We start from the raw sequence: 26,925 nt of genomic DNA on the forward strand, positions 1-26,925 counted from the left end.
CCTGGCACGAGGGTTACCCATTGGCCCGGCCATGACAAGGCGACTTTCCGTGCTCCACCGTCCTTCCTGCCCCCGACTCCGCCGACTCCGCCTACTCCTCGCGCAGTTCCGGCAGGACGGGGAACCGGCGCGGCGCCACCAGCAGCAGGACCAGCAGCGCGGCCACGGCGGCCGCCGTCGCGCCGAGGAAGATGTGCTGCACGGCGGCGGCCACGGCCCCGCGCAGGTGGCCGGCGGCGGCCGCGGGCAGCAGCTCCGGCCGGTCCAGCGCCTTCGCCACGTCGTCCAGGTGCTCCGGGAGGCCGGGTACGGGGGCGCCCGCCAGGCGCGCGGCGATGGTGGCGTTGGCGACGGCGGCGAGCAGGGCCGCGCCCACGCTCTGGCCGACCTGGCGGCAGAACAGCACGGAGGCGGTCGTGGTCCCGCGCTCGGCCCAGCCCACGGTGGACTGGACCCCGACGATCAGCGGGAGCTGGAAGAGGCCGAGGGCGCCGCCCAGCAGCAGCATGATCAGCGCCGGCTGCCAGGGCCGGGCGGGGTAGGGCAGCAGGGTGAAGGAGAACAGGATCACGGCGGCGAGCGCGATCCCGACGGCCGCGGTGTTCCGGAAGCCGATGCGCCGGTAGACGTGCTGACTGCAGGCGGCGCTGACGGGCCAGCTCAGGGTCATCACCGACATGACCAGGCCGGCGCCGACGGGGCCGAGGCCCAGCACGGACTGCGCGTAGGTCGGCATGAACACCATCGGGGCGACCATCAGCAGGCCGAGCGCCCCCATGGCCAGGTTGACGGCGGCGATGGTGCGCCGGCGCCACACCCAGCCGGGCAGGATCGGCTCCTCGGCCCGGCGTTCCACCCGGACCACGACCGCGGCCAGCACCGCGCTCGCGCCCAGCAGACCGAGGGAGGGCGCGGAGAGCCAGGGCCAGGCGACCCCGCCCTGGACCAGCGCGAAGAGCAGCAGCCCGCCGCAGGCGAACACGGCGAGCGCCCCCGCCCAGTCGACCGGTCCCCGGCGCCCGGGGGAGCGTACGGGCTCGGTCAGGTGCCGGGTGATCATCCACAGGGCGAGGCCGGCCAGCGGCAGGTTGATCAGGAAGATCCAGCGCCAGTGCGCGTACGAGGCGAGCAGCCCGCCGAGCGCGGGGCCGGCCACCGCCGAGGTGGCCCAGACGCTGGACATCCGGGCCTGGATCCGCGGCCGGTCCCTGAGCGGGTAGAGGTCGGCGGCCAGGGTCTGGATGGTGCCCTGGAGGGCGCCGCCGCCCAGGCCCTGGACGATGCGGAAGGCGATGAGGGCGGCCATGTTCCAGGCGGACGCGCACAGCAGCGAACCGACGAGGAAGAGGCCGATGCCGAAGAGCAGGACGGGCTTGCGGCCGAAGGTGTCGGAGAGCTTCCCGTAGACGGGCAGGGTGACCGTCACGGCGAGCAGGTAGCCGGAGAAGAGCCAGGAGAAGACGGAGAATCCGCCGAGTTCGCCGACGATCTGCGGGACGGCGGTGGCCACGATGGTGCTGTCCAGGGCGACGAGGGCCATGCCGAGCATCAGCGAGGCGACCACCGGGGCGGGAGGCCGCGCGGCCGGCTTGTCCGCGGGCGCGCCGCCGGTCGTGCCTGCGGCCGCGACCCCGGCGCCGGGGGTGTCCGCCGGGGGCCGCGAGGGTATGCCGTCCGGGCTCGCGCCCGTGCTCTCCGCCGATGCCACCGAGATTCCTTCCCCCTGCACGTAACTGCGGGGAACACCATCTCACCGCCGCGTGCCAGGCGGTATCCCCGAGGGCGCGTCCGCCGGAGCGGGCAGATCCCCTAGGGGGCCCTCCGTACAACGGGCCAGGGGTCGTTCCTCCCGGCGGAGGACGTGAGCGGCCCCGATGTCTCCTTAACTGGAGCCTACGGACCAGGCCGGGGGTGGGGTTAACCCCCGGGCGGATACGGCGATGGGCACCAGCGCGCCGCGCTCCCGCCCGGCGGAGACTTCATGACGACGACGAGCGCACAGCCGTCGTACACGACACGGCCGCACGGACACGGCCGCACAGACGCAGACGTACGACGCAGACGCACGCATTCGAAGAGGGAGAAAGACCGTGACAACGGCGATGACCGAAACCAGGCACGGGGGTACTGGAGGGCATGCAGCCGTCGTGGCCCGGGCGCGAAAGGTCGTCAAGGCCTACGGCTCCGGGGAGACGCGCGTCGTCGCCCTCGACGACGTCGACGTGGACATCATGAGCGGCCAGTTCACCGCGATCATGGGTCCCTCCGGCTCCGGCAAGTCCACGCTGATGCACTGCCTCGCCGGTCTCGACACGGTGACCAGCGGCCAGATCCACCTGGACGACACCGAGATCACCGGGCTGAAGGACAAGAAGCTCACGCAGCTGCGCCGCGACCGGATCGGCTTCATCTTCCAGGCCTTCAACCTGCTGCCCACGCTCAACGCCCTGGAGAACATCACGCTCCCCATGGACATCGCGGGCCGCAAGCCCGACGCGGAGTGGCTGAACCGGGTCGTGGAGACGGTGGGCCTCGCGGGCCGGCTCAAGCACCGCCCGACCGAGCTCTCCGGCGGCCAGCAGCAGCGCGTGGCGGTCGCCCGCGCCCTGGCCGCCCGCCCGCAGATCATCTTCGGCGACGAGCCGACCGGAAACCTGGACTCCAGGGCGGGTGCCGAGGTCCTCGGCTTCCTGCGCCGCTCGGTGGACGAGCTCGGCCAGACGATTGTCATGGTCACGCACGACCCGGTGGCCGCCTCCTACGCCGACCGCGTCATCTTCCTGGCCGACGGCCGGATCGTCGACGAGATGTACGGTCCCACCGCCGACCAGGTCCTCGACCGCATGAAGGACTTCGACGCGCGCGGGCGGACCTCATGAGCAACACCGTCCTGAAGACCTCGCGGCGCAACTTCGTCGCCCACAAGGGACGGATGGCGCTCTCCGCCGTCGCGGTCATGCTCTCCGTCGCCTTCGTCTGCGGCACCCTGGTGTTCACCGACACCATGAACACCACCTTCGACAAGCTGTTCGCCGTCACCAACTCCAACGTGACCGTCAGCCCCAAGAGCGCCGAGAGCGGGGAGGAGACCCCCGCCCGGGGCAAGCCCGAGATGCTGGCGGGCTCGGTCGTCGAGCAGGTCAAGAAGGCCGAGGGCGTCAAGAGCGCCGAGGGCGGCGTCGTCTCGATGGCCGTCACGGTGGTCAACGCCAAGAACGAGAACATGGGCTCGACCACGGGCGCCCCGACCATCGCGGGCAACTGGAGCGACAACGAGCTCAAGTCCATGAAGATCACCTCGGGACAGGCGCCGCGCGGCCCCACCGAGGTGATGGTCGACGCCGACACCGCGAAGAAGCACGGCCTCGGCCTCGGTGACGAACTGCGCACCATCGCCGTCACCGGCGACATCCGCGCCAAGATCACCGGTATCGCCGCCTTCACCGTGACCAACCCGGGCGCGGCCGTCGTCTACTTCGACACGGCCACCGCGCAGCAGGCGCTGCTCGGCTCCCCCGGCTCCTTCACGCACGTCAACGTCACCGCCGCGGACGGGGTGAGTGACGAGCAGCTCAAGCAGAACGTCGCCAAGGCCGTCGGCGCGGACACGTACAAGCTGCAGACCGCCAAGGAAGCCGCAGACTCCAACCGCAAGGACGTCGGCGCCTTCCTCGACGTCATGAAGTACGTGATGCTCGGCTTCGCCGGCATCGCCTTCCTCGTCGGCATCTTCCTGATCTTCAACACCTTCTCCATGCTGGTGGCCCAGCGCACCCGCGAGATCGGCCTGATGCGCGCCATCGGCGCCGACAGCGGACAGGTCCTGAAGTCCGTGGTCGTCGAGGCCTTCCTGCTCGGCGTGGTCGGCTCGGTCCTGGGTGTCGCCGCGGGCGTGGGCCTGGCCGTCGGCCTGATGGCCCTCATGGGCCAGATGGGCATGCACCTGTCCACCGACGACCTGACGGTCGCCTGGACCACGCCCGTCGTCGGCCTCGTCCTCGGCGTCATCGTCACCGTCGTCTCCGCCTTCGTCCCGGCCCGCCGGGCCGGCAAGGTCTCCCCGATGGCCGCCCTGCGCGAGTCCGGAACCCCGGGCGACAAGAAGGCCGGCGTCGTCCGCGCCGTCCTCGGCCTGGTCCTCACCGGCATCGGCGGCGCGGGGCTCTTCCTCGCCGCGGCCGCCGAGAAGGCCGGCCCCGGATCGCTGTGGCTGGGCCTGGGTGTCGTCTTCACCCTCATCGGCTTCATCGTGATCGGCCCGCTGCTGGCCGCGGGCGTGGTGCGGGTGCTCTCCGGCGTGGTGCTGCGGCCCTTCGGGTCCGTGGGCCGGCTCGCCGAGCGCAACGCCCTGCGCAACCCGCGCCGCACCGGCGCCACCGCCGCCGCGCTGATGATCGGCCTCGCGCTGGTCGCCTGCCTGTCCGTGGTCGGCTCCTCCATGGTGGCCTCCGCCACCGACGAGCTCGACAAGTCGGTCGGCGCGGACTACATCGTCGAGTCCCAGACAGGGCAGCCCGTGCTGCCGCAGGCCGAGCAGGCCCTGCGCGCCACCAAGGGCCTCGACCACGTCACCGCGTACCGGGAGGTGCCGGCCAAGATCACCGCCCCCGACGGGACCAGCGAGGAGGTGGGCCTCGGCGCCAACGACCCGACGTACGCCAAGGACATCCGGCGCAAGATGGTCGCCGGGGAGCACGCGGCGGCGTACGGCAAGGACTCCATGTCGGTGGGCTCCGAGTACGCGACCAAGCACGGCGTCAAGCTCGGCGACGAACTGACGGTCGCCTTCACCGGCGGCAACACGGTCAAGCTGAAGGTCGCGGCGATCACCAGCGACAGCGGCAACATCGACAAGACCATGAAGTACGTCAGCACCGAGGTCGCCCGGGCGAACGTCCCGGCCGACAAGCTGCCGCTCCCCTTCATGCTGCTGGCCAGCGCGCAGGACGGTCAGTCCGCCGACACCGCCTACGCCTCGGTCAAGGCCGCGATGGCGCAGTACCCGCAGTACAGCGTGCGCAACCAGACCGACTACAAGCAGGCCCTGAAGGACCAGGTCGGCCAGCTCCTCAACATGGTCTACGGCCTCCTCGGCCTCGCGATCGTCGTCGCGGTCCTGGGCGTCGTGAACACCCTGGCCCTCTCGGTGGTCGAGCGGACCCGCGAGATCGGCCTGATGCGCGCCATCGGCCTCTCCCGCCGCCAGCTGCGCCGCATGATCCGCCTGGAGTCGGTGGTCATCGCCCTCTTCGGCGCCCTGCTCGGCCTCGGGCTGGGCATGGGCTGGGGCGCGACCGCGCAGCAGCTGCTCGCGCTCGAAGGCCTCAAGGTGCTGGAGATCCCGTGGCCGACGATCTTCGGGGTGTTCGCCGCCTCGGCCTTCGTGGGCCTGTTCGCCGCGCTGGTCCCGGCCTTCCGGGCCGGGCGGATGAACGTACTGAACGCGATCGCGAGCGAGTAACCGCCCGCGTTCGTTCGGGGGAATGCCGGTCCGGGACCTCAGGGTCCCGGACCGGCGTCGTTCCCGGGCCGGGCCTTCTCCCCGGTCACTGCCGCTGCATCAGGACGATGCCGGCGGCCTCGCCCACCAGGGTGAACCGCTCGCCGGGGTGGAGCTGGAGGGCGTAGCCGGTCGGGTCCTCGCCGGCCCACTTGGAGGAGTTGTCGATGGTGATCCAGTCGGGGACCACGCCCTTGCTCCCGCCGATCCACAGCACGCGGCAGCGGGAGGTCAGCCGGGTCAGCGGGGTGGTGTCGGCCTCCACGGTCGCCCCGTCGGGGATCCGGTCCAGGAGCCGCTCGATGGCCGTGACCCGCTCGGGCTTCTGGTACGTACGGGCCTCGGCGAGCTTGGCGGTCGGCATGGCGGTCGCGCTCAGGGCGAGGGCGGCGGCGAGCACGGCGGTCGGCATCTGCAGGGCGTACGAGCGCAGCCAGGGCCGCTCGCCGCGCCGGACGGTGTCGATGGCGTCGACGAGGGCGAGGGCCACGACGGGCATGAGTACGGCGCTGTAGTGCCAGTCGGTGGACCAGTAGTGGTCGTCCCCGGAAAGGAACCGCCAGCCGAGGGTGGGCGCGGCCACCAGGAGCAGCGGTGAGCGCAGGGCGAGCAGCCCGGAGGTGGGGACCAGCACCCACGCCAGGGTGGTGAGCTTGGTGCCGATGCCGCCGAGCGGACCCGCGCCGTCGATCTTGTCCCAGTAGCCGTAGCCCGCGGTGGCGAAGGCCGGTATCACGACGGTGAACACCAGGACGGCGAAGACGCAGGCCGCGGCGGCGACACCGAGCGCGGTCAGGGCGGTCCGCCGGTCGGTGGTCCGGGCCCGCCAGGCCACCACCACGGCCAGCGCGGCGAGGGTGAAGCCGAGGTCCTCCTTGACGAGGACCAGCGGCAGCCCCCACAGCAGGGCGGCCCGCCAGCGGCGGGCGAGCACGGCCTCCAGGGCGAACGCCAGCAGGGGCACCGCGAAGGCGATCTCGTGGAAGTCGAACTCGACGGCCCGCTGGATGCCCCAGGACAGCCCGTACGCGATGCCGACGGCGAGCCCGCGGGCCCGCCCGAGGAAGCGCACGGCCGCCCGCGTGACGGGCACGGCGGACAGCGCGAACAGCGCGGACTGCACGACCAGCAGGGTGACGGGCCCGGGGAAGACCCGGTAGACGGGGGCGACGAGCGCGATGATCGGGCTGAAGTGGTCCCCGAGGATGTTGGCCCCCGGCCCCTTCAGGTCGGCGACGGGCTCCTGGAAGTGGGCGTACGCGCGGATCGCCTGCTCGAAGATCCCCAGGTCCCAGGAGGCCCAGTCCATCCGCCGGAACCGTCCGACGGACAGCGCGAGGTAGACGAGGAACAGCCCGGCGGCCACCAGCCAGGGCGGCGCCCACCGGCTCCGGCCCGGCTTCACGGCTGCCGGTTCCACCGGCGCCGGGCGGGCTATCGCATCGCTCGTCACGGACTCGTGCTCCTCCGGAGGTCATGGTCTCCCCGGCGGAAGACGACACGGCGAGCTCGGACAGTCAGAACAGGAACATCGTAAAGCGGCGCGAGGGGCGTCGTCGTAGGGTGGGAACCCCCGGCCCGTGCGACGTGTCGGGCCCTTCGCGTTGCCCGCTCCGCACCCCCGCACCTTCACACTCCAGACCTTCACCGGACGGAAAGCCTCTTCATGAGCCTGCACGGACTGCTCGACGCCGTCACCCGTGATGCCGCCCTCGCCGAGGCGGTCACCGCGGCCGGGGACGGCAAGCGCATGCACGTGGACCTGGTCGGCCCCGCCGCCGCGCGGCCCTTCGCGATCGCCGCGCTGGCCCGGCAGACCGGGCGGACCGTACTGGCGGTCACCGCCACCGGGCGCGAGGCCGAGGACCTGGCCGCCGCACTGCGCTCCCTGCTGCCCCCCGACGAGGTGGTGGACTACCCGTCCTGGGAGACCCTGCCGCACGAGCGGCTCAGTCCGCGCAGCGACACCATGGGCCGCCGGCTCGCCGTCCTGCGCCGCCTGGTGCACCCGAGCAAGGACGACCCGGCGGCAGGTCCCGTGAGCGTGCTCGTCGCACCCATCCGGTCCGTGCTCCAGCCGCAGGTCAAGGGGCTCGGGGAGCTGGTCCCGGTCAGCCTGCGGCAGGGCGGTGGCGCCGACCTCGGGGAGATCACCGAGGCACTGGCCGCGGCCGCGTACGCACGGGTCGAGCTCGTCGAGAAGCGCGGGGAGTTCGCCGTGCGCGGCGGCATCCTCGACGTGTTCCCGCCCACCGAGGAACACCCGCTGCGCATCGAGTTCTGGGGCGACGAGGTCGAGGAGATCCGCTACTTCAAGGTCGCCGACCAGCGTTCCCTGGAGATCGCCGAGCACGGACTGTGGGCCCCGCCCTGCCGCGAGCTGCTGCTGACCGACGCCGTACGGGAGCGGGCCGCGGCCCTCGCCGAGGCCCATCCCGAGCTCGGCGAACTCCTCCACAAGATCGCCGAGGGGATCGCCGTGGAGGGCATGGAGTCCCTCGCCCCGGTCCTCGTCGACGAGATGGAACTGCTGATCGACGTCCTGCCCGCCGGGTCGATGGCCGTCGTCTGCGACCCCGAGCGGGTCCGGACCCGGGCCGCCGACCTCGTGGCGACCAGCCAGGAGTTCCTGATGGCCTCCTGGGCGGCCACCGCGGGCGGCGGCGAGGCCCCCATCGACGTCGGCGCCGCCTCGCTCCGCGGGATCGCCGACGTCCGCGACCGGGCCCGCGAGCTGGACATGATGTGGTGGTCGGTCTCCCCGTTCGCCGCCGACGAGAGCGCGGGCGGCGGCGACACCCTCAAGCTCGGCATGCACGCCCCGGAGGCCTACCGCGGCGACACCGCCCGGGCGCTGGCCGACACCAAGGGCTGGATCGCCGACGGCTGGCACACCGTCTACCTCACCGAGGGCCACGGCCCGGCCGCCCGTACCGTCGAGGTGCTCGGCGGCGAGGGCATCGCGGCCCGGCTGGAGCCGGAGCTGCGCACCCTGGAGCCGAGCCTGGTGCACGTCGCCTGCGGCTCGATCGACAACGGCTTCGTCGACCCGGTGCTGCGCCTGGCCGTCCTCACCGAGACCGACCTGACCGGCCAGCGCACCGCCACCAAGGACCTCGGCCGGATGCCGACCCGGCGCCGCAAGACGATCGACCCGCTGACCCTGGAGGCCGGGGACTACATCGTCCACGAACAGCACGGCGTGGGCCGCTACGTCGAGATGGTCCAGCGCACCGTCCAGGGCGCCACCCGCGAGTACCTGCTGGTGGAGTACGCGCCAGCCAAGCGCGGGCAGCCCGGCGACCGGCTCTACATCCCCACCGACCAGCTGGAGCAGGTCACCAAGTACGTCGGCGGCGAGGCCCCGACCCTGCACCGGCTCGGCGGCGCCGACTGGACGAAGACCAAGGCGCGCGCGAAGAAGGCGGTCAAGGAGATCGCCGCCGACCTCATCAAGCTCTACAGCGCGCGGATGGCCGCCCCCGGCCACACCTTCGGACCGGACACCCCCTGGCAGCGCGAGCTGGAGGACGCCTTCCCGTACGCGGAGACGCCCGACCAGCTCACCACCATCGCCGAGGTCAAGGAGGACATGGAGAAGTCGGTCCCGATGGACCGGCTGATCTGCGGTGACGTCGGCTACGGCAAGACCGAGATCGCGGTCCGCGCCGCGTTCAAGGCGGTCCAGGACGGCAAGCAGGTCGCCGTTCTCGTCCCGACGACCCTGCTCGTGCAGCAGCACTTCGGCACCTTCTCCGAGCGCTACAGCCAGTTCCCCGTCAAGGTGAAGGCGCTCTCGCGGTTCCAGAGCGAGACCGAGTCCAAGGCCACCCTGGAGGGGCTGCAGGAGGGCTCGGTGGACGTGGTCATCGGTACGCACCGGCTGTTCTCGCAGGAGACCCGGTTCAAGGACCTGGGCCTGGTCATCGTCGACGAGGAGCAGCGGTTCGGCGTGGAGCACAAGGAGCAGCTGAAGAAGCTCCGTGCCAACGTCGACGTGCTGACGATGTCCGCGACGCCGATCCCGCGCACCCTGGAGATGGCGGTGACCGGCATCCGCGAGATGTCGACGATCACCACCCCGCCGGAGGAGCGGCACCCGGTGCTCACCTTCGTCGGCCCGTACGAGGAGAAGCAGATCGGCGCGGCCGTCCGCCGCGAGCTGCTGCGCGAGGGCCAGTGCTTCTACATCCACAACCGGGTCGAGTCCATCGACCGGGCGGCCGCCAAGCTGCGCGAGATCGTGCCCGAGGCGCGGATCGCCACGGCCCACGGCCAGATGTCGGAGCAGGCCCTGGAGCAGGTCGTCGTGGACTTCTGGGAGAAGAAGTTCGACGTGCTCGTCTCGACGACGATCGTCGAGTCGGGCATCGACATCTCCAACGCCAACACCCTGATCGTGGAGCGCGGTGACAACTTCGGCCTGAGCCAGCTGCACCAGCTGCGCGGGCGGGTCGGCCGAGGCCGCGAGCGCGGGTACGCGTACTTCCTGTACCCGCCGGAGAAGCCGCTGACGGAGACCGCGCACGAGCGGCTCGCGACGATCGCCCAGCACACCGAGATGGGCGCGGGCATGTACGTGGCGATGAAGGACCTGGAGATCCGCGGCGCGGGCAACCTGCTCGGCGGCGAGCAGTCCGGTCATATCGCGGGCGTCGGTTTCGACCTCTACATCCGCATGGTCGGCGAGGCCGTGGCCGACTACCGGGCGGCGGTCGAGGGCGGTGTGGAGGAGGAGCCGCCGCTGGAGGTCAAGATCGAGCTGCCGGTCGACGCGCACGTCCCGCACGACTACGCGCCCGGCGAGCGGCTGCGTCTGCAGGCGTACCGGTCCATCGCCTCGGCCACCTCCGAGGCGGACGTCAAGGCCGTCCGCGAGGAGCTCACCGACCGCTACGGCAAGCTGCCGGAGCCGGTGGAGAACCTGCTGCTGGTGGCCGGGCTGCGGATGCTGGCGCGGGCCTGCGGGGTCGGGGACATCACCCTCCAGGGCAACAACGTCCGGTTCGGGCCGGTGGAGCTGCGCGAGTCGCAGGAGCTGCGGCTCAAGAGGCTCTACCCGGGGACCGTGCTCAAGCCCGCCACCTCGCAGGTGCTGGTGCCGCGCCCCAAGGCGGGCAAGATCGGCGGCAAGCCGGTGGTCGGCCGGGAACTGCTGGCCTGGACGGGGGAGTTCCTCACCACCATCCTCGGCTCGTAGCGGGTGCGGTGACGACGGGAACGGCCGTGGCCGGAGACCTTCACAGGTCTTCGGCCACGGCCGTTCCGCGTACCCGGCGGCTCAGCCCAGCTGGTCCGCGTCGATGACGTCCTTGCCGGCCGGGGCCTCGGCCTGGACCGGCTGGTCGAAGCCCGTGAAGGAGATCTCGGCCGGCTCCTTGCCGGTGACGCCCGCCTTGAGCAGGTACGGCTTGCCCTCGGTGGCCACCAGCAGGGTCTCGGTGCCCTCGTCGGTCTTCGTGGTCAGGGTGAGGGCCTTCTGGCCGTCGACCGAGGTGACCTCGCCCTTCTCCGCGCCCTTGCTGTCGTCGAAGTCCTTGAGCAGCTCGTCCAGGTCGCACAGGGAGGCGAGCTCCTTCGAGTCGGCGTCCGAGGCCTTCGACTTCAGCCAGTGGCCCGCCAGCATCTTGACCGCCCCGTCCGCCTCCGCCTTGGGCAGGTCCTTCATCTGCGAGCGGTAGAAGGGCTCGTCGGCCTTGATGTACACGAACTCGCCGTTGCGGATCAGCTCGAAGGAGCCCTCCTGGCCGGCGATGGTGCCCCGGCAGTCGCCGGCCTTGCTGACGGCCATGCTCAGCTCCAGCGGCTTGCCCGCGTCCCAGACCTTGCCGCTCACGGTGAGCGAGGAGGCGCCGCGCAGGGCGTCCACGGACTTGTCCGCCACCTCGGAACCGGACAGGTCGGCGTAGGGGCCGGAGGCGAAGCAGCCGGTGAGGCCGAGGGCGGCGGCGCAGGCGAGGGCGGCGGTGGCGGCGAAACGGGGAGCGGTGCGCATGGGGACTCTCTAGGGCGACTCGAAGGTGGAGTAAAGGAAGATTAAAGGAGAAGTGGAAGATTGTATTCCGGTTGACGCGGAGCGGCCGTCGTCCGGCGGTGAAGACGCACTGATCACAACAGATTCATGTGAACCGAGTCAACAGGGTTCACAGAAGTTCTTGAGTTCACGCTGTGAATCGGTCTCTTGGGTGTGACCGGGTAAGCTCCCCGGCATGCCCGAGGAGAACGCCGCAGAGGCCACCGCCGCAGAGGTCACCGCGGCCGAGGTCGCCCGCCTGGCCGGAGTCGGCCGCGCCGCCGTGAGCAACTGGCGGCGCCGCCACGCCGACTTCCCCAAGCCCGTCGGCGGCACCGAGACCAGCCCCTCCTTCTCCCTGGACGAGGTGGAGCACTGGCTGCGCGCCCAGGGCAAGCTCGCCGAGATCCCGCTGCGCGAACGGGTCTGGCAGCAGATCACCGCCCACCCCGGCGGAGCCGTCACCGCACTCGTCAAGACGGGCGGCGCCCTGCTCGTCGTACGGGACAGGCCCACCGACTGGCTGGAGCTGACCGCCGTCTCAGACGAGCGCATGGCCACCCTGCTGCCGCCCGTCCTCGACCAGGTGCTCGGCGCGCGCCTCGGGCCCGGCCACGCGCTCGCCGAGACCCCGCCGGGCCCGGCCGTCATGCCGCTGCTGCGGGCCGCCGCCGAACTCGCCGCCGAAATCGGGGCCCGCCAGGCCTTCGAGTTCCTCCTCGGGCGCCACCTCGACGCCAACCCCCGCCAGTACACGCTCACCCCGGACGGCCTCGCCGCGCTGATGGCCGCCCTCGCCGGCCCCGCGGCCCGTACCGTCCTCGACCCCGCCTGCGGCACCGGCACCCTCCTGCGGGCCGTCCCCGGCGCCACCGCCCTCCACGCGCAGGACTCCGCGCCCGAACTCGCCGCCCTCGCCGCCCTGCGCCTCGCCCTGAACGGAACGCCCCAGGTCCGCGCCGTCGCCGCCGACAGCCTGCGGGCCGACGCCTTCACCCAGGACACCGTCGACGCCGTGCTCTGCCACCCGCCGTTCAACGAACGCGGCTGGGGCCACGAGGAACTGGCCTACGACCCGCGCTGGGAGTACGGCTTCCCGGCCCGCACCGAATCCGAACTCGCCTGGGTCCAGCACGCCCTGGCCCACCTGCGCGAGGGCGGCACCGCCGTGCTCCTCATGCCGCCCGCCGTCGCCGCCCGCCGCTCCGGCCGCCGCATCCGCGCCGACCTCCTGCGCCGCGGCGCGCTGCGGGCCGTCGTCGCGCTCCCGGCCGGCGCGGCGCCCCCGTACGGGATCCCCCTGCACCTGTGGGTGCTGCGCCGGCCCGCCCCGCACGCGGCGCCCCCGGCCGGGCTGCTCCTCATCGACACCGCGGCCCTCGGCGCCGACACCGCCCAACCCCGCTCCGCCTGGCCCGCCGTGCACGAAACGGTGCAGAACGCCTGGAGCACGTACGACCGCACCGGGTCGGTGGCGCACGTGCCCGGCGTCAGCCGCGTCGTCCCCGTCATCGAGCTGCTGGACGACGACGTGGACCTCACCCCCGCCCGCCACCTGCCCCCGCCGGCCGCCGGCGGCGGTCCGGCCGAACTGACCGCCGTACGGGAGCGGCTCGGCGAGACCCTCGGCCGGGCCGCCCGGCTCACCCCGCCGCCCGCGGAGGCGCCCGCCGGGGGCACGGCCCGGCCGCCGCTGACCACCGTCGGCGAACTCGCCCGCGCCGGAGCCCTGGAGCTGCACACCGGCACCGGCGGCGGAACCGGCTCGGCCCCCGTCCTCACCGAACACGACGTCTACGCCGGAACAGGACCCTCCGGCACCCTGGCCCCCACCGCGGACGAGCCCGTGCTCACCGCCCCCGGCGACGTCCTCGTCCCCCTCGTCGGCGGCGCGGCCATCGCCCGGGTCGTCGACGACGCGACCGCGGGCGCGGTCCCGGGCCGCGGCCTGGCCCTGCTGCGGCCCGACCCGGACGCCCTCGACCCGTGGTTCCTGGCCGGATTCCTGCGCGGCACCGCCAACAACCGCCGCGCCAGCAGCCATGCCTCCACCGCCACCCGGCTCGACGTACGCCGGCTCCGGCTGCCCCGGCTGCCCCTGGCGCAGCAGCAGAGCTACGGACTCCGCTTCCGCGCGCTCGCCGAGTTCGAGGACGCGCTGCGGCTGGCGGGACGGCTCGGCGAACAACTCGTACAGGGTTTCCACGACGGCCTCTCCGACGGCACGGTCACGCCGGAGTGAACGGCCGTGCAGCGAGCATGCAACGGTTGCGCGCATCCCCTCACCCCTGGCCGGGAACGCTGTATACCCTCAGACCCGAAACTTCTTCCGCACGGCCCGTCAGGAGCAGCGATGCACGGCCCCGGCCTTCCGCCGCAGCACGGCCCCCAGTCCGATTCGGGGGGTGTGATGGCATTGCGCGTGGTGTTCGTGCTGCTGCCCATCCTCAGCTGCGGCTTCCTCGCCTGGGGGTCGCTGCTGCGGCTCGCCCTGGTCACCCGCAAGTCCCGTGACTGGGCGCTGATGGTGACCAGCGGCGTGCTCGCCGTCGTGTGGATGGCGCTCATCCAGGCCGACCCCACGCCCGAAGTCAACGGCTGGCAGGGCAACCTGGGGGCCGGCGGCTCGATCTTCAGCGGTTTCGCGATCTGCGTGTACTTCCTCGTCGCCGACATCAAGCACCACGAGGCCCGGCGGTCGGCCCCGACCGCGCAGTGGTACCCGGCGCAGTCCGCTCCGTACGTCCACCCGCAGCCGTCCGGGCCCTCCTACGGCTACCCGCCGGCCACGGCCACCACCCGGCCCTCCACCGCGACGCCGACCCCCGCGCCGACGCCGGCCCCGGCGCCCCCGCAGGTGCCGCCGCAGCCGACGCCGCCCCCGCGCATCGGGCAGGTCCGGGCCGAGCTCGACGAGCTCAGCGAACTGCTGCGCAAGCAGACCCCGCCGGCCGGGGGCCCCCGCCACGATCCCCACCAGACCCCGTTCCAGGACCCCCCGCAGTGACCGAACGGCTCATCGGCGACCGCTACCAGCTCGCGACCGTCCTCGGCCAGGGCGGCATGGGCCAGGTCTGGACCGCCTACGACCGGCGCCTCGACCGCCGCGTCGCCGTCAAACTGCTGCGCCCCGACAAGGTCGCCGGCCCCGGCACGGTCGCCGAGGAGCTGCGCCGCCGCTTCGTGCGCGAGTGCCGGGTCACCGCGCAGGTCGACCACCCGGGCCTGGTCACCGTGCACGACGCGGGCAGCGACGGCGACGAACTCTTCCTCGTCATGGGCTACGTGGAGGGTGCCGACCTCGCCGACCACCTCGCCGAGCACGACCCCTACCCCTGGCAGTGGGCGGTCGCCGTCGTCGCGCAGCTGTGCTCGGTCCTGTCGGCCGTGCACGCGGTGCCGATCGTGCACCGGGACCTGAAGCCGCGCAACGTGATGGTCCGCCCGGACGGCACCGTGCTCGTCCTGGACCTCGGCGTGGCCTCGGTGATGGACACCGACACCACCCGCCTCACCAGCACCGGATCGCCCATCGGCAGCCCCGCCTACATGGCTCCCGAGCAGGCCATGGGCGGCGCCGTGGGCCCGTACACCGACCTGTACGCCCTCGGCGTGCTGCTCTACGAACTCCTCAGCGGCAACGTCCCCTTCGCCGGATCCACCGCCCTCGGAGTCCTGCACCGCCACCTGTACGAACCCCCGCTCCCGGTCCGCCAGATGCGCCCGGAGATCCCGCCGGAGCTGGAGAAGCTCCTGCTCCACCTCCTCGCCAAGGACCCGCAGGACCGGCCCTCCTCCGCCCAGGAGGTCTACGAGGCCCTGGCCCCGCTGCTGCCCGCCCGCGGCAGCCGCACCCCGTCCGGCCCGCTCGACCCGACCCGGCCCTTCCTGCGCCCGCAGGCACCCTGGCCGGACCGGGCCGCCGTCGTCCCGCCGCGGCCGAGCACCCCGCCCGCGCCGCCGAAGCCCGACGTCCCCGGCGCCGTGGACGAGGCCCGCAAGCTCCTGGACGAGGGGCGGCTCACCCAGGCCGTGGACATCCTCGGCGGCATCCTCCCGGCGGCGGCCGCCGAGCACGGGGAGCACTCCCCGGTGGTCCGCTCCCTGCGCAAGCAGTACGCCGCCACGCTCATGGACGACGGCCAGTACCGGCGTGCCCTGCCGGAACTGCGCCGCCTCGCCGACGAGTTCCCGGCCGGGGACCCCCAGTCGCTGCGCTTCCGCTACGACTCGGCCCAGTGCCTGGAGCAACTCGGCGAGCCGGCCGCCGCCCTGGCGGAGTACCGCTCGCTGCTCCCGTTCTTCGAGAACCACTACGCCAACCCGGACCCGGGTCTGCCGCTGGAGGTCCGCCGCCGGATAGCCCACCTGCTGCTCTCCCTCGGCGACCGCCAGGCGGCGCACGACACCCTGGCCCGGCTGCTGTTCGACGCGGAACGGCTGCACGGCCCGGCCCATCCCTTCCCGGCCGAGATCCGCCGCACCCTGCACTGGCTCAGCCAGGTCCGCTGACCCGGCGGCGGGTCCGGCCCCATCGGGCCGCGGCCGCCAGGATCCCCAGCGCGCCCGCCGCGACCGCCAGCCCCGGGACCAGGCCCGGAGGCCGGAACTCGCAGCTGAGCCGTGTGGTGCCGGGGGACAGCGGCAGCGCGACCAGCCCCAGGTGGGCGGCCGCGGGGCGGCCGTTGCAGGTCCAGCCGGCGATCGCGGGGACCGAGAGGACCGCCGTGCCGGCGGCCCCCCGCGGCAGTTCGGCCCGGATGCCCGAGGGGCCGACCCGCACGGAGGTCGCCGCCGTGGCCCGCAGACCGGCCACCGCGGCGTCGAGCCGCGCCCGGTCCAGGCAGGACAGGGTCCACCGGGGCGGCGGGGCCGCGTCGAAGACCAGGGCCGAGGAGGTCCCGCGGGAGGCGCCGAGCGGCTGGAGGGCCGCCCGGTTGCGGGGGGCGTTGCCGTTCAGGCGGAAGGCGGGGCCGTCCGCGAGGCGGGCCGTCGCGTTGTACTCGGGGGCCCACAGGTAGGCCTCCGTGCCCGCGCGGCAGACCCCGGGCGCGAGCGGGTCCTCGTACACCCGGGCGCCCAGCAGCGCTTCCTGGTTGGCGAAGGGGGAGTCGTCGGCGTAGGAGAGCGCGGCGCCGGGCGGACGGGTCGTCACCAGCGGGGGCACCGGTGCGCGGCGGACCGTGCCGTCGGGCCCCAGGCGCGCGCCGACCGCGAAGACGGCGTCCGTCACCGGATTGTCGATGCTCTGTACGTTGCGTCCGCGCGAGGTCCAGCCGGCGCCGAGCGCGACCATCGTGCGGGTGAAGACGTCCGGGGTGTGGCTGCTGTAGTACGCGCCGCCCTCGCCGCCGAGCAGCAGCGGGTCGTTGCCCGACAGGGCGGGCCGGCCCGGGTCGGTGCGGTAGGCGGGCCAGCCCTCCGCGCCGGCCAGGGCCTCGGCGCGCGCGGTGTGCGCGGGCCCCCAGGACGGGTAGTCGTCCAGGCCGCCCAGCTTGCCCTTGTGGCCGTAGGCGGTGGTCGCGGCGGCCTGCGCCAGCAGGACCAGCGCCAGCAGTCCGGCCGCCGGCCACGCGAGCCGGCGGTGCCGCAGCGCCCACCAGGCGGCCCCCGCCAGTGCCAGCCCGCCGCCGAACAGCGCGTAGCCCGCCGTCGTCACCAGCGGGCTGTCGCCCGCCCACAGCGCGGCGGCCGTCAGCAGGCCCGCACCCGCGGCCAGGGCCGGCGGCCGCGGCGGGCCCGCGGCCAGCCCGGTCCAGGCGGCGATCACCGCGATCCCGGCGAGGACGAAGGTCTGCCGGTACGGGCTTCCGTTCGGGGTGGCGAAGAGGTGCCAGGCCAGGTGCGTGGGCGCCCACTGGAGGGAGAGCGCCACGGCCGCGGTCAGCCCCGCCCACCACAGCCGGGTGCGCGCGGGGACCGCCCGGTGGAAGGGGAGCGCGGCCACCAGCAGCAGGGTCCCGGTGCCGACGAAGACGGCGGGGGAGGAGAAGGAGTACGTCCCCGGCAGCAGCCGGGCGAACAGGTCGGCCCAGGACACCGGCCGGAACTCCTTGACCCAGCCCGGGTAGGCCTGCCCGGAGCTGAGGAAGAGGGGCAGGAGCACGGGCGCCGCGAGCGCGATCCCGAGCACCGTGGTCCCCGCGCCCCGGGCGATCACGGACAGCCGGGCCGGTGCGCCCTCCCGGGTGAGCACCACCCGTACCAGCAGCACCAGCGCCGCACCCAGCGTCGCCATGTAGGCGGTGTAGAAGTTCGCCGTCCAGCAGACCGCGACGACCAGCGGCGCGAGCAGGGACCTGCGTCCGCGCAGGGCCCACTCACCGGTCAGGCACAGCAGGGGGAAGGCGATCAGTCCGTCCAGCCACATCGGGTTGTACGAGGCCTCGATCACCGACCAGCCGCACAGTGCGTACGAGGCCCCGAGCAGCCCGGCCGCCCACCAGGGCCCGCGGCGCTGCGTGCGCAGCAGCCAGGCCATCGCCGCGGCGGCGGCCGCCGTCTTGAGCACGGTGACGACGTACACGGCGAGGTCTATGTCCGCGCGCGGGAAGAGCCCGACGAGAACGGCGAACGGGCTGGTCAGGTAGGTGCCCAGGTCCGGCAGGAAACTCATGCCGTAGCCGGAGCGCCAGTTGAACAGCAGCCCGCCCTCCGCGCGGCCGTGCAGGAGGTCCCACAGCTGCGCGTGGAAGGGGACGAACTGGTTGCCGAGGTCGTTGACGCTGCGGTGGCGCGGTCCGTAGGGGAACACGCGGGCGGCGGCGTCCCCGGCGCACACGGCCACCGCCGTGAGGAGGGCGGCGAGCGCCGAGCCGAGCAGACTCCGGCGGCGCGGTGAGGAGTGCGTTGTCGACATGGTGGGCCGACCTTGGCAGGAACGGGTGACCGGAGGGTGGCCTCAGGGTTGCCGGTGGCCGACCCGGCCGCCGCCCGGCGCGCGGGTCCCCAGGATGGGTGACGGGTGGCGCGCCGGACACGCGGGCGCCCGCCGCCTCGCCTATGAACGGTGCGTGTTCGGTCCGCGCGTGAATCGTTGGTCGAACCGGTGGTCCGGATCACCGTGACCTCATAACATCGATCACCGCACGGCCCTTTGTGCACCGACGCACAATCTCCCGGCCCTGGAGGCTCCTTTGCACCGTCGCACAGCGCTCTCCGTCTCCGCCGCCCTGCTCGTGGCGGCGCCCCTGCTGTCCGCCTGCTCGGGCGAGCCGCGTCCCGGCACCGCGGCCGTCGTGGGCGGCGAACGCATCACCACCTCCGCGCTCCAGGCCCAGGTCAACGACGTCCGCGCGGCGCAGAACCGTTCCGGGCAGGCCGCCGCGGAGCTCATCGCGAGCACCCCCCACCTGGAGCGGCAGAAGCTCGACGCGCTCCTTCAGAGCCGGATCATCGACAAGATGGCCGACACCGCCGGGCTCACGGCCACCCCGAAGGACATCGAGGACGAACGCAAGGCGTACGTCGACGAGAACGGCGGCAACGAGCAGTTCGAGGCGCTGCTGCTGCAGAAGGGGGCTATGGCCCCCGGCCAGGTCGACCGCTTCCTCCGGGACCGGGTGCTCCTGACCGCGCTCACCGCCAAGTACGGGGCCGGGAAGCTGGAGGAGCCCGCCCGTGCCGCGGTCAAGGCCCTGCACATCGAGGTGAACCCGCGCTACGGCGCCTGGGACGCCAAGGAGATCAAGCTCGGTACCGGGGAGACGCCCTGGATCACCCAGCGGACGCGGCCCGAGGCGGCGCCCGCCGGAGCCTGAGGCTCCGGGGTCCCCCGGGCCGAGGACCGGCGCGTCGGAGGTAGGTTCGGAGGGTGACCGACCACTCCGAACCCACCGCCGCCGCTGCCGAGCCCACGGGCCGCATCGTCCTGCTGACCACCAGCCACCGGGTCGCCCCCGGCGTGCTGTCCTGGCCGGCCTGGCAGACCCTGCACGCCGCGGACCGGGTGCTGTGCGCCGACCCCGGCCACCCGCAGCTGCCGTACCTGCGGGAGGCGGGCGTCGAGGTCGCGTTCGAGAGCCCGGACGCGCAGGCGCTGGTCGAGGCCTGCGCGGGCGGCCGCACGGTCGTGGTGCTCCCGGGCGGCGAGGGCGATCAGCGGCTCACGGACGGGCTGGCCCGGCTGGCCGGCTCGGGCCGGGTCGCGATGCCCGACCTGGAACTCCTGCCGGGCTCGTACGATCTGCCGGGCGCGCGCCTGCTCGACCTGGTCCAGGTGATGGACCGGGTCCGGCGCGAGTGCCCGTGGACCTCCCGGCAGACCCACCGGGGCCTGGCCAAGTACGCGATCGAGGAGGCGTACGAACTGGTCGAGGCCATCGAGGACGGGGACCGGGAGGAGCTGCGCGAGGAGCTCGGCGACGTGCTGCTCCAGGTGGTCTTCCACGCGCGGATCGCCGAGGAGGCCGGCGGGGACGGCGAGGACGGCGAGGACGCCGGCGAGGCCTTCTCCATCGACGACGTGGCCGGGGCGCTCGTCGCGAAGCTGATCCACCGGCACCCGCACGTCTTCGGCGACGCCGAGGCCGAGACCCCGGAGGACGTCAGCGCGCACTGGCAGCGCACCAAGGCGGTGGAGAAGCGCCGGGAGTCGGTCACCGACGGGATTCCGGTGGGCCAGCCCGGCCTGGCACTCGCCGCCAAGCTCGCGGGCCGGGCCCGTGCGGGCGGCGTGGCCGTGGAACTGCCCCGGGGCGAGGGCGTCGGGTACGAGCTGCTGGAGCTCGCGGCACGCGCCGAGGCGGCGGGGATCGACCCCGAGACCGCGCTGCGTGCGGCGGCCCGGGCCTACCGGGACGCGATCCGGGCGGCCGAGGGCGTCCGGCCGCCGGACACCCTCTAGTCCTCCGGTCCTTCTCAGTACTCCTTCGGCGCGCGGGCCGAGGGGTTGTGCCAGTGGGGCGCCGGGCGCTCCAGGAACCACTCGCCGAAGCCCAGCGGGCGCTCCCCGTATCCGTGGCCCCGGGCCGGTACGGAGTCGTGGAAGAGGCGGCCGGGGCAGGCGCCCAGCTCCTGGAGGAGGTGGGCGGTCTCGTCGATGAACTGCGGCGGGCCGCTGAGGTAGACGTCCTGGTCCGGCCACAGGCCCCGGTTGCCCAGCGCGGTCGCGAGCCGGTCGGTGGCCTGGTTGCGGTGCTGCCCGGGGGCGGGCGTGATGTAGGTGACGGCGAGCCAGCCGCAGCTGGCGGCGTACGCGTCGATCAGCGGGCGGTCGTAGAGGTGCGCGCCGTCCCGGGCCACCACGAAGAGCCGTACGTCCTGATCGGGGGGACGTTCCGCGAGGTCCTCCAGCAGGGCACGGATCGGCGCCCAGCCGGTGCCGGCGGCGATCAGGCTGGCCGGGCGGTCCTCGCGCCGGAAGGTCAGCTGCCCGCCGGCGGCGCCGAGCCGCAGCACGTCGCCCGGCCGGGTCTCGCGGACCAGGGTGGTGCTCAGCCGCCCCCGGTCGACCCGGCTCACGTGCAGGTCGAGGGTGCCGTCGGGGCGGGGGGCGTTGCCTATGGAATAGGTGCGCCAGGTCGTCGGGACCCGTTCGCTGCTCACGCTCGTGTACTGGCCGGGCAGATAGGGGAAGGGGGCGTGCGGCCGCAGCGTCAGCACGCCGATGTCCGGTCCGTACTGGAGGTGGCGTACCACCTCCGCGTCCCACCACGGCGGGTCCTCGCTCGCGTCGGCGCCGGCCGTCATCGCGTCGGCCATCACCTGGTAGGCCTCGGCCCATGCCTTCTCGACCGGCGGGGTCCAGGCCTCGCCGGAGGTCTCCGCGAGTGCGGCGAGCAGGCTGGCACCGACGGCCGCGTAGTGCTCGGGGCGGACCAGGAACTTGCGGTGGTCGCGTCCCAGGTCGCGCAGGTAGGGGCGGAGCGACTCGTCGTCGAGGTGGGCGATCAGGTGGGTGAGCGCGGCGAAGAGCCGGTCCCGCTGGCGTTCCATCTCGTGGAGGGAGTCCGGGAAGAGGGCGCGGACTCCGGGGTTGTGCCAGAAGAGGTGGGAGTAGAAGAACTTGACGGCGTGCTCGGCCCGCCTCTCCACCACCGCGAAACTGCTCTTCAAGATCCTGACATCCACAAAACCGAAAGTAGGAATGCCGGAGAAGTTCAGGTCAAGGGATGGCCGATCTACGGACAGCCGCGGCGAACCGCCCATATCGGATGGTGGTTCGGCGCCGGGATACGGTCATCAGGTGCACGAGCAGACCTCCGGAACCCCCGCCGAGACCCCCGCGGACACTCCCGCCGACACCCCTTCCGCCGAGGGCCCCACCCTCTTCGACTGGGAGTTCGCGACCGACCCCTACCCGGCCTACGCCTGGCTGCGCGAGCACTCCCCGGTGCACCGCACCAAGCTGCCCAGCGGGGTCGAGGCCTGGCTCGTCACCCGGTACGCCGACGCCCGCCAGGCCCTCGCCGACCAGCGGCTCAGCAAGAATCCGGCGCACCACGCGGAGCCCGCGCACGCCAAGGGCAAGACCGGGATCCCGGGGGAGCGCAAGGCGGAGCTGATGACGCACCTGCTCAACATCGACCCGCCGGACCACACCCGGCTGCGACGGCTGGTGTCGAAGGCGTTCACCCCGCGCAGGGTCGCCGAGTTCGCGCCGCGGGTGCAGGCGCTCACCGACCACCTGATCGACGCCTTCGCGGAGAAGGGTGAGGCTGATCTCATTCACGAGTTCGCCTTCCCGCTCCCCATCTACGCCATCTGCGAGATGCTCGGGGTCCCGCGCGAGGACCAGGACGACTTCCGCGACTGGGCCGGCATGATGATCCGCCACGGCGGCGGTCCGCGGGGCGGGGTGGCCCGGTCGGTGAAGCAGATGCGGACCTATCTCGGTGAACTCATTCACCGCAAAAGGGATGATCTGGGTGATGACCTGATCTCCGATCTCATCCGGGCGAGCGATCACGGCGACCATCTGACCGAGGGTGAGGCCACCGCCATGGCTTTCATCCTGCTTTTCGCCGGTTTCGAGACCACCGTGAACCTCATTGGCAACGGGGTCCACTCCCTCTTCATGAACCCCGGGCAGCGCGAGCGCCTCCAGCTCTCCCTCGCCGCCGGGGAGAGCGGTCTGCTGGCCACCGGGGTGGAGGAACTGCTGCGCTACGACGGGCCGGTGGAGCTGGCGACGTGGCGGTTCGCCACCGAGCCGCTGACCCTCGGCGGGATGCCGATCGAGGCCGGCGATCCGGTCCTGGTCGTCCTCGCGGCCGCCGACCGGGACCCGGAGCGGTTCGCGGACCCGGACACCCTCGACCTCTCCCGGACCGACAACCAGCACCTCGGATACGGTCACGGCATCCACTACTGCCTCGGCGCTCCGCTCGCCCGGCTCGAAGGACAGACCGCGCTCGCGACTTTGCTGACGCGTCTGCCCGATCTGGAACTGGCCGTTCCACCCCAAGACCTGCGCTGGCGCGGGGGGTTGATCATGCGGGGGCTGCGCACTCTTCCCGTTCGATTCGCGGCTCAAAACACTTGCGCGAAAGCTGATTAAAAGTCAGCTTCGGCTTGAACTTGTGACAATCGTTCGAAGGCCGCTAGGTTCTGCCGTTACCCCGCTGTTATATGCGAAAGGTGATCGCTCATGCTCTCCGGGAACGGCCGTCACAGACGCCCCCGCCAGGTCCCCGCGCTGGTTGTCACAGCAGGAGTCACTGGCTCAGCGCTGGCCATGCCGCTGTTGGCCGCCACCAGCGCCACCGCCGCCGACACGTCCACGTGGGACAAGGTCGCCGAATGCGAGAGCGGCGGCTCCTGGAGTGCCAACTTCGGCAGCGGCGCCTACGGCGGGCTCCAGTTCACCCAGGAGGAGTGGCAGAGCGCCGGCGGGCTCGAATTCGCCGAGCGCCCCGACCTGGCGAGCCGATCCCAGCAGATCGCCGTCGCCGAACGGGTGCTGAGCTCGACGGGACCGCAGGCGTGGCCGCTGTGCGCGGCCTCGGCCGGGCTGGACCAGCAGGGCCCCGCGGCGCAGGTGGACCCCGGTCTGCCCGGCGGCAAGGGCCCGCTGGCCCCCGCGCCGTCCCGCCCGGACGACGCCGTTCCGTCCACCGGGGGCGGCAAGCCGTCCACGGACTACGGGTCGCCGACCCCGGCTCCGGCTCCGAGCCCGTCCAGCACCCCGTTCCTCATCCCGGACGCCCCGTCCATCGGACTGCCCGTCATGCCCGCCCCGGACGCCCCGACGACGCCCCCGGCCACCCCGACGACCCCGACCCAGCCGGGCGACCCGACCCAGCCGGGCGACCCGACGCTCACGCCGACGCCCGTCGACCCGACGGCGCCGACGCTGCCGGTGGACCCGACCGCGCCGCCCACCACCGCGCCCGTCACGCCCGGGCTTCCCCCGGTCAGCACGACGGCCCCCGCGACCCCGGAGGTCCCGCAGACCATCGGCGCCACTCCCGTCGAGGGCAGCGGCAAGCACCGCGGTGCGGCGGCGGCCGAGCCGTCGGCCCTGCCTGACGTCTCGTCGGACCCCGTCTACACGGTCCAGGCGGGCGACAGCCTGGCGACCATCGCGGATGCCAAGGGCGTAAAGGGGGGCTGGAACGGTCTCTACCAGGCCAATGAGAAAGTCATCGGCGAGGACGCCGACCTCATCAAGCCCGGCCAGAACCTGGACCTAACTCCGCAATAAGGACAGTTCAGTTATCCGGAAAGAGTCGAATGTCGGATTTCTGTAAGTGAGACATGCGTCTCTTCCGGTCAGCTGGCGTGTCTCGCTCCGGGGCTTCCGCAAACCCCGCCCTCACCTGCGCAAACGCCCCTGAAAGGAGCGCAAGTAGGGCCGTTTCTCCCCGATGTTCCTCGTTGAACATCGGGGAGAGACCTGTCTACCTTCTGAATCGCTCGCCACCGCGAGCTCCTTCGACCGCATCGCCGAATCCTGCCGGCGGACGGAGGGAACAGTCGTCGCGTCAAGCGCCGAAGGCAGGAGCGGGGGAACCAAGGTAGGTGCCGGGAGCGGCCGTTGAGAGACGGTCACGCCACCGGCTTGGGGTTAAGACGTGCGCTAGGTCGCACGGCCGGGCAACTCACTCGCCCGAACCCGACAGCTCACCTCGTAGGCGTCGGTGAGGAGAAACTCCATGCTGCTTTCCGGCAAGGGCAAGCACCGTCGCGGTACTGCAATCGAGCGGTCTGTCCGGATCGTCACGCTCGCCGGTGTGGCCGGTGTGGCCGTGGCCGCGCCCCTGATGGCCGCGGGCACCGCCAGCGCCGCCACCTCGTCCGAGTGGGACAGGGTCGCGCAGTGCGAGTCCGGTGGCAACTGGGCCATCAACACGGGCAACGGCTACTACGGCGGTCTGCAGTTCTCGCCGTCCACGTGGGCCGGGTACGGCGGCAAGTCGTACGCCCCGCAGGCCAACCAGGCCTCCAAGGCGCAGCAGATAGCCGTCGCTGAGAAGGTCCTCAAGAGCCAGGGCAAGGGCGCCTGGCCGTCCTGCGGCAAGGGCCTGTCGAACTCCTCCTCCGCCGGTGGCGGCTCCGAGACCCCGGCGTCGAAGCCGCAGTCCAAGCCCCAGTCGAAGCCGCAGCCGAAGGTCGAGACCAAGAAGGCCGAGACCAAGGCCGCGCCGAAGAAGGAGACCAAGCGCTCCGAGGCTCCGACCACCCGCTCCGAGCGCGCCGAGGCCCCGGTCGCGCCGAAGACCGGCAACGGCTCGTACGAGGTCAAGCCGGGCGACACCCTGGGCACCATCGCCGAGGCCAACGGCGTCAAGGGCGGCTGGCAGCAGCTCTTCGAGCTGAACAAGGACATCGTCTCGGACGCCGACCTGATCTACCCGGGTCAGAAGCTGAAGCTCAGCTGAACACCGCGGCAGAAGCCGCAGGAACACGTACGGGGCGTCAGCTGACCCCGTGCAGGATTTCCACCGCCCGGCGCGTGCTCCACGCGCCGGGCGGTGCCGCGTTCGCCCCCCGAAGCCCGATGATCAAGCGATGTATGTCCCGGAAGAGGGGTATTCGGTCCCTTTTTCGTCCCAGGGTCCGGGCGGTCGGGCGGCCGAGTCCCCGGATCCGGTTAGGCTCTAGGCGGCAAGGCCATCCCACGGCCTGACACGCCACCGCACACTCAGCGTCACATCCCAGAAGGAGATGCTCGTGCCGTCCATCGACGTCGTCGTAGCCCGGGAAATCCTGGACTCCCGAGGCAACCCCACGGTCGAGGTCGAGGTGGGCCTCGACGATGGCAGCACCGGCCGTGCTGCAGTTCCGTCCGGCGCCTCCACCGGTGCATTCGAGGCCATCGAGCTGCGTGACGGTGACCCCGACCGTTACTTCGGCAAGGGTGTCGAGAAGGCCGTCCTCGCCGTCATCGAGCAGATCGGCCCGGAGCTCGTCGGCTACGACGCCACCGAGCAGCGTCTGATCGACCAGGCCATGTTCGACCTGGACGCCACCGACAACAAGGGCTCGCTCGGCGCCAACGCCATCCTCGGCGTGTCCCTGGCCGTCGCGCACGCCGCGTCCGAGGCCTCGGACCTCCCGCTCTTCCGCTACCTCGGCGGTCCGAACGCGCACCTGCTGCCCGTTCCGATGATGAACATCCTCAACGGTGGGTCGCACGCCGACTCCAACGTGGACATCCAGGAGTTCATGATCGCCCCCATCGGCGCGGAGTCCTTCTCCGAGGCGCTGCGCTGGGGTGCCGAGGTCTACCACACCCTCAAGAAGGTCCTGCACACCAAGGGCCTCTCCACCGGCCTGGGCGACGAGGGCGGCTTCGCCCCGAACCTGGAGTCGAACCGCGCCGCGCTCGACCTCATCATCGAGGCCATCAAGCAGGCCGGCTACACGCCGGGCACGGACATCGCGCTCGCGCTCGACGTCGCCGCGTCCGAGTTCTACAAGGACGGCCAGTACGAGTTCGAGGGCAAGTCCCGCTCGGCCGCCGAGATGACCGACTACTACGCCGAGCTCGTCGAGGCGTACCCGCTGGTCTCCATCGAGGACCCGCTCTTCGAGGACGACTGGGACGGCTGGAAGACCATCACCGACCGCCTCGGCGCGAAGGTCCAGATCGTCGGTGACGACCTGTTCGTCACCAACCCGGAGCGTCTGGCCCGCGGTATCGAGGAGGGCTCCGCGAACGCCCTGCTCGTGAAGGTGAACCAGATCGGTTCGCTGACCGAGACCCTCGACGCCGTCGAGATGGCCCAGCGCAACGGCTTCAAGTGCATGATGTCCCACCGCTCCGGTGAGACCGAGGACGTCACCATCGCCGACCTCGCCGTCGCCGTGAACTGCGGTCAGATCAAGACCGGCGCCCCGGCCCGCTCGGACCGTGTCGCCAAGTACAACCAGCTGCTGCGCATCGAGGAGATCCTCGACGACGCCGCGGTGTACGCGGGCCGCAGCGCCTTCCCGCGCTTCAAGGGCTAATCACCCCCCTGAGGGG

Annotated in this window: 17 protein-coding genes and 1 riboswitch; of the genes, 12 read left to right on the forward strand and 5 right to left on the reverse strand. The window is 72.5% G+C overall.

Annotated elements, in window-relative coordinates; translation table 11 throughout:
* Positions 1–91 precede the first annotated feature (91 nt).
* Positions 92–1,669 carry an MFS transporter gene (locus Sspor_RS25850; RefSeq protein WP_373318908.1) on the reverse strand — a complete coding sequence of 526 codons (1,578 nt, stop codon included), beginning with the start codon at positions 1,667–1,669 and terminating at the stop codon, positions 92–94.
* A gap of 433 nt (positions 1,670–2,102) precedes the next feature.
* Between Sspor_RS25850 and Sspor_RS25855 the strand changes: the two genes are divergently transcribed.
* Positions 2,103–2,879, forward strand: a complete 777-nt coding sequence (locus Sspor_RS25855; protein ID WP_373318826.1) for an ABC transporter ATP-binding protein — start codon at positions 2,103–2,105, stop codon at positions 2,877–2,879.
* Positions 2,876–5,461 carry an ABC transporter permease gene (locus tag Sspor_RS25860; RefSeq protein WP_202201258.1) on the forward strand — a complete coding sequence of 862 codons (2,586 nt, stop codon included), beginning with the start codon at positions 2,876–2,878 and terminating at the stop codon, positions 5,459–5,461. The genes Sspor_RS25855 and Sspor_RS25860 overlap by 4 nt, the downstream gene beginning before the upstream one ends.
* Before the next feature lie 85 nt (positions 5,462–5,546).
* On the opposite strand, the gene Sspor_RS25865 is transcribed toward Sspor_RS25860, so the two are convergent.
* Complete coding sequence (locus Sspor_RS25865; protein ID WP_372499674.1) at positions 5,547–6,953, reverse strand: DUF2079 domain-containing protein; 1,407 nt, start codon at positions 6,951–6,953, stop codon at positions 5,547–5,549.
* A gap of 213 nt (positions 6,954–7,166) precedes the next feature.
* On the opposite strand from Sspor_RS25865, the gene mfd reads away from it, so the two are divergent.
* Positions 7,167–10,700: a transcription-repair coupling factor gene (gene mfd, locus Sspor_RS25870; protein WP_202201259.1), complete on the forward strand. Its 3,534-nt coding sequence runs from the start codon at positions 7,167–7,169 to the stop codon at positions 10,698–10,700.
* 81 nt (positions 10,701–10,781) lie between these two features.
* On the opposite strand, the gene Sspor_RS25875 is transcribed toward mfd, so the two are convergent.
* On the reverse strand, positions 10,782–11,495 hold the full coding sequence (locus tag Sspor_RS25875) for a hypothetical protein (RefSeq protein ID WP_202201260.1): 714 nt from the start codon (positions 11,493–11,495) through the stop codon (positions 10,782–10,784).
* A gap of 214 nt (positions 11,496–11,709) precedes the next feature.
* Here Sspor_RS25875 and Sspor_RS25880 point away from each other — a divergent pair, with 214 nt between their 5' ends.
* The 3 genes from Sspor_RS25880 (at position 11,710) to Sspor_RS25890 (ending at position 16,025) form a co-directional block, all read left to right on the forward strand.
* Positions 11,710–13,755 carry an N-6 DNA methylase gene (locus Sspor_RS25880; protein ID WP_202201261.1) on the forward strand — a complete coding sequence of 682 codons (2,046 nt, stop codon included), beginning with the start codon at positions 11,710–11,712 and terminating at the stop codon, positions 13,753–13,755.
* A 168-nt stretch (positions 13,756–13,923) separates the two neighbouring features.
* Positions 13,924–14,520, forward strand: a complete 597-nt coding sequence (locus tag Sspor_RS25885) for a hypothetical protein (protein WP_202201262.1) — start codon at positions 13,924–13,926, stop codon at positions 14,518–14,520.
* Positions 14,517–16,025, forward strand: coding sequence for a serine/threonine-protein kinase (locus tag Sspor_RS25890; RefSeq protein WP_202201263.1), 1,509 nt, complete (start codon positions 14,517–14,519; stop codon positions 16,023–16,025). The genes Sspor_RS25885 and Sspor_RS25890 overlap by 4 nt, the downstream gene beginning before the upstream one ends.
* Here Sspor_RS25890 and Sspor_RS25895 read toward each other — a convergent pair.
* Complete coding sequence (locus Sspor_RS25895; RefSeq protein ID WP_202201264.1) at positions 16,009–18,372, reverse strand: YfhO family protein; 2,364 nt, start codon at positions 18,370–18,372, stop codon at positions 16,009–16,011. The two genes, Sspor_RS25890 and Sspor_RS25895, sit on opposite strands and share 17 nt — an antisense overlap.
* 277 nt (positions 18,373–18,649) lie before the next feature.
* Here Sspor_RS25895 and Sspor_RS25900 point away from each other — a divergent pair, with 277 nt between their 5' ends.
* Together Sspor_RS25900 and Sspor_RS25905 are read left to right on the forward strand one after the other, a co-directional pair.
* The gene (locus tag Sspor_RS25900) at positions 18,650–19,273 is read left to right on the forward strand and encodes a SurA N-terminal domain-containing protein (protein ID WP_202201265.1); all 624 of its coding nucleotides are present in this window, start codon (positions 18,650–18,652) and stop codon (positions 19,271–19,273) included.
* Positions 19,274–19,326: 53 nt separating this feature from the next.
* Positions 19,327–20,358 carry a nucleoside triphosphate pyrophosphohydrolase gene (locus Sspor_RS25905; RefSeq protein ID WP_202201266.1) on the forward strand — a complete coding sequence of 344 codons (1,032 nt, stop codon included), beginning with the start codon at positions 19,327–19,329 and terminating at the stop codon, positions 20,356–20,358.
* Positions 20,359–20,372: 14 nt separating this feature from the next.
* On the opposite strand, the gene Sspor_RS25910 is transcribed toward Sspor_RS25905, so the two are convergent.
* Positions 20,373–21,569 (reverse strand): globin domain-containing protein, encoded by a 1,197-nt coding sequence (locus Sspor_RS25910; protein WP_237404030.1) that lies wholly within the window; start codon positions 21,567–21,569, stop codon positions 20,373–20,375.
* Between the two features lie 130 nt (positions 21,570–21,699).
* Here Sspor_RS25910 and Sspor_RS25915 point away from each other — a divergent pair, with 130 nt between their 5' ends.
* From Sspor_RS25915 to eno, 4 genes are all read left to right on the forward strand, one after another.
* Complete coding sequence (locus tag Sspor_RS25915) at positions 21,700–23,013, forward strand: cytochrome P450 family protein (protein ID WP_202201268.1); 1,314 nt, start codon at positions 21,700–21,702, stop codon at positions 23,011–23,013.
* A 177-nt stretch (positions 23,014–23,190) separates the two neighbouring features.
* Positions 23,191–24,159: a transglycosylase family protein gene (locus tag Sspor_RS25920; RefSeq protein ID WP_272934849.1), complete on the forward strand. Its 969-nt coding sequence runs from the start codon at positions 23,191–23,193 to the stop codon at positions 24,157–24,159.
* Positions 24,160–24,434: 275 nt separating this feature from the next.
* Positions 24,435–24,607, forward strand: a riboswitch (cyclic di-AMP (ydaO/yuaA leader).
* Between the two features lie 3 nt (positions 24,608–24,610).
* Complete coding sequence (locus Sspor_RS25925) at positions 24,611–25,336, forward strand: LysM peptidoglycan-binding domain-containing protein (protein ID WP_202201270.1); 726 nt, start codon at positions 24,611–24,613, stop codon at positions 25,334–25,336.
* Positions 25,337–25,628: 292 nt separating this feature from the next.
* The gene (gene eno, locus Sspor_RS25930; protein ID WP_030763520.1) at positions 25,629–26,909 is read left to right on the forward strand and encodes a phosphopyruvate hydratase; all 1,281 of its coding nucleotides are present in this window, start codon (positions 25,629–25,631) and stop codon (positions 26,907–26,909) included.
* The last annotated feature ends 16 nt before the right edge of the window (positions 26,910–26,925 follow it).

Source organism: Streptomyces spororaveus, from assembly GCF_016755875.1.
In the GTDB taxonomy this organism is placed as follows: domain Bacteria; phylum Actinomycetota; class Actinomycetes; order Streptomycetales; family Streptomycetaceae; genus Streptomyces; species Streptomyces spororaveus.

What these genes read in the sequence shown, in the direction of transcription:
- Sspor_RS25895 (WP_202201264.1), bottom strand. Translation starts at nt 18,372, where the DNA reads ATGTCGACAACGCACTCCTCACCGCGCCGCCGGAGTCTGCTCGGCTCG.
- Sspor_RS25925 (WP_202201270.1), top strand. Translation starts at nt 24,611, where the DNA reads ATGCTGCTTTCCGGCAAGGGCAAGCACCGTCGCGGTACTGCAATCGAG.
- Sspor_RS25875 (WP_202201260.1), bottom strand. Translation starts at nt 11,495, where the DNA reads ATGCGCACCGCTCCCCGTTTCGCCGCCACCGCCGCCCTCGCCTGCGCC.
- Sspor_RS25920 (WP_272934849.1), top strand. Translation starts at nt 23,191, where the DNA reads ATGCCGCTGTTGGCCGCCACCAGCGCCACCGCCGCCGACACGTCCACG.
- Sspor_RS25855 (WP_373318826.1), top strand. Translation starts at nt 2,103, where the DNA reads ATGACCGAAACCAGGCACGGGGGTACTGGAGGGCATGCAGCCGTCGTG.
- Sspor_RS25885 (WP_202201262.1), top strand. Translation starts at nt 13,924, where the DNA reads ATGGCATTGCGCGTGGTGTTCGTGCTGCTGCCCATCCTCAGCTGCGGC.
- mfd (WP_202201259.1), top strand. Translation starts at nt 7,167, where the DNA reads ATGAGCCTGCACGGACTGCTCGACGCCGTCACCCGTGATGCCGCCCTC.
- Sspor_RS25860 (WP_202201258.1), top strand. Translation starts at nt 2,876, where the DNA reads ATGAGCAACACCGTCCTGAAGACCTCGCGGCGCAACTTCGTCGCCCAC.
- Sspor_RS25880 (WP_202201261.1), top strand. Translation starts at nt 11,710, where the DNA reads ATGCCCGAGGAGAACGCCGCAGAGGCCACCGCCGCAGAGGTCACCGCG.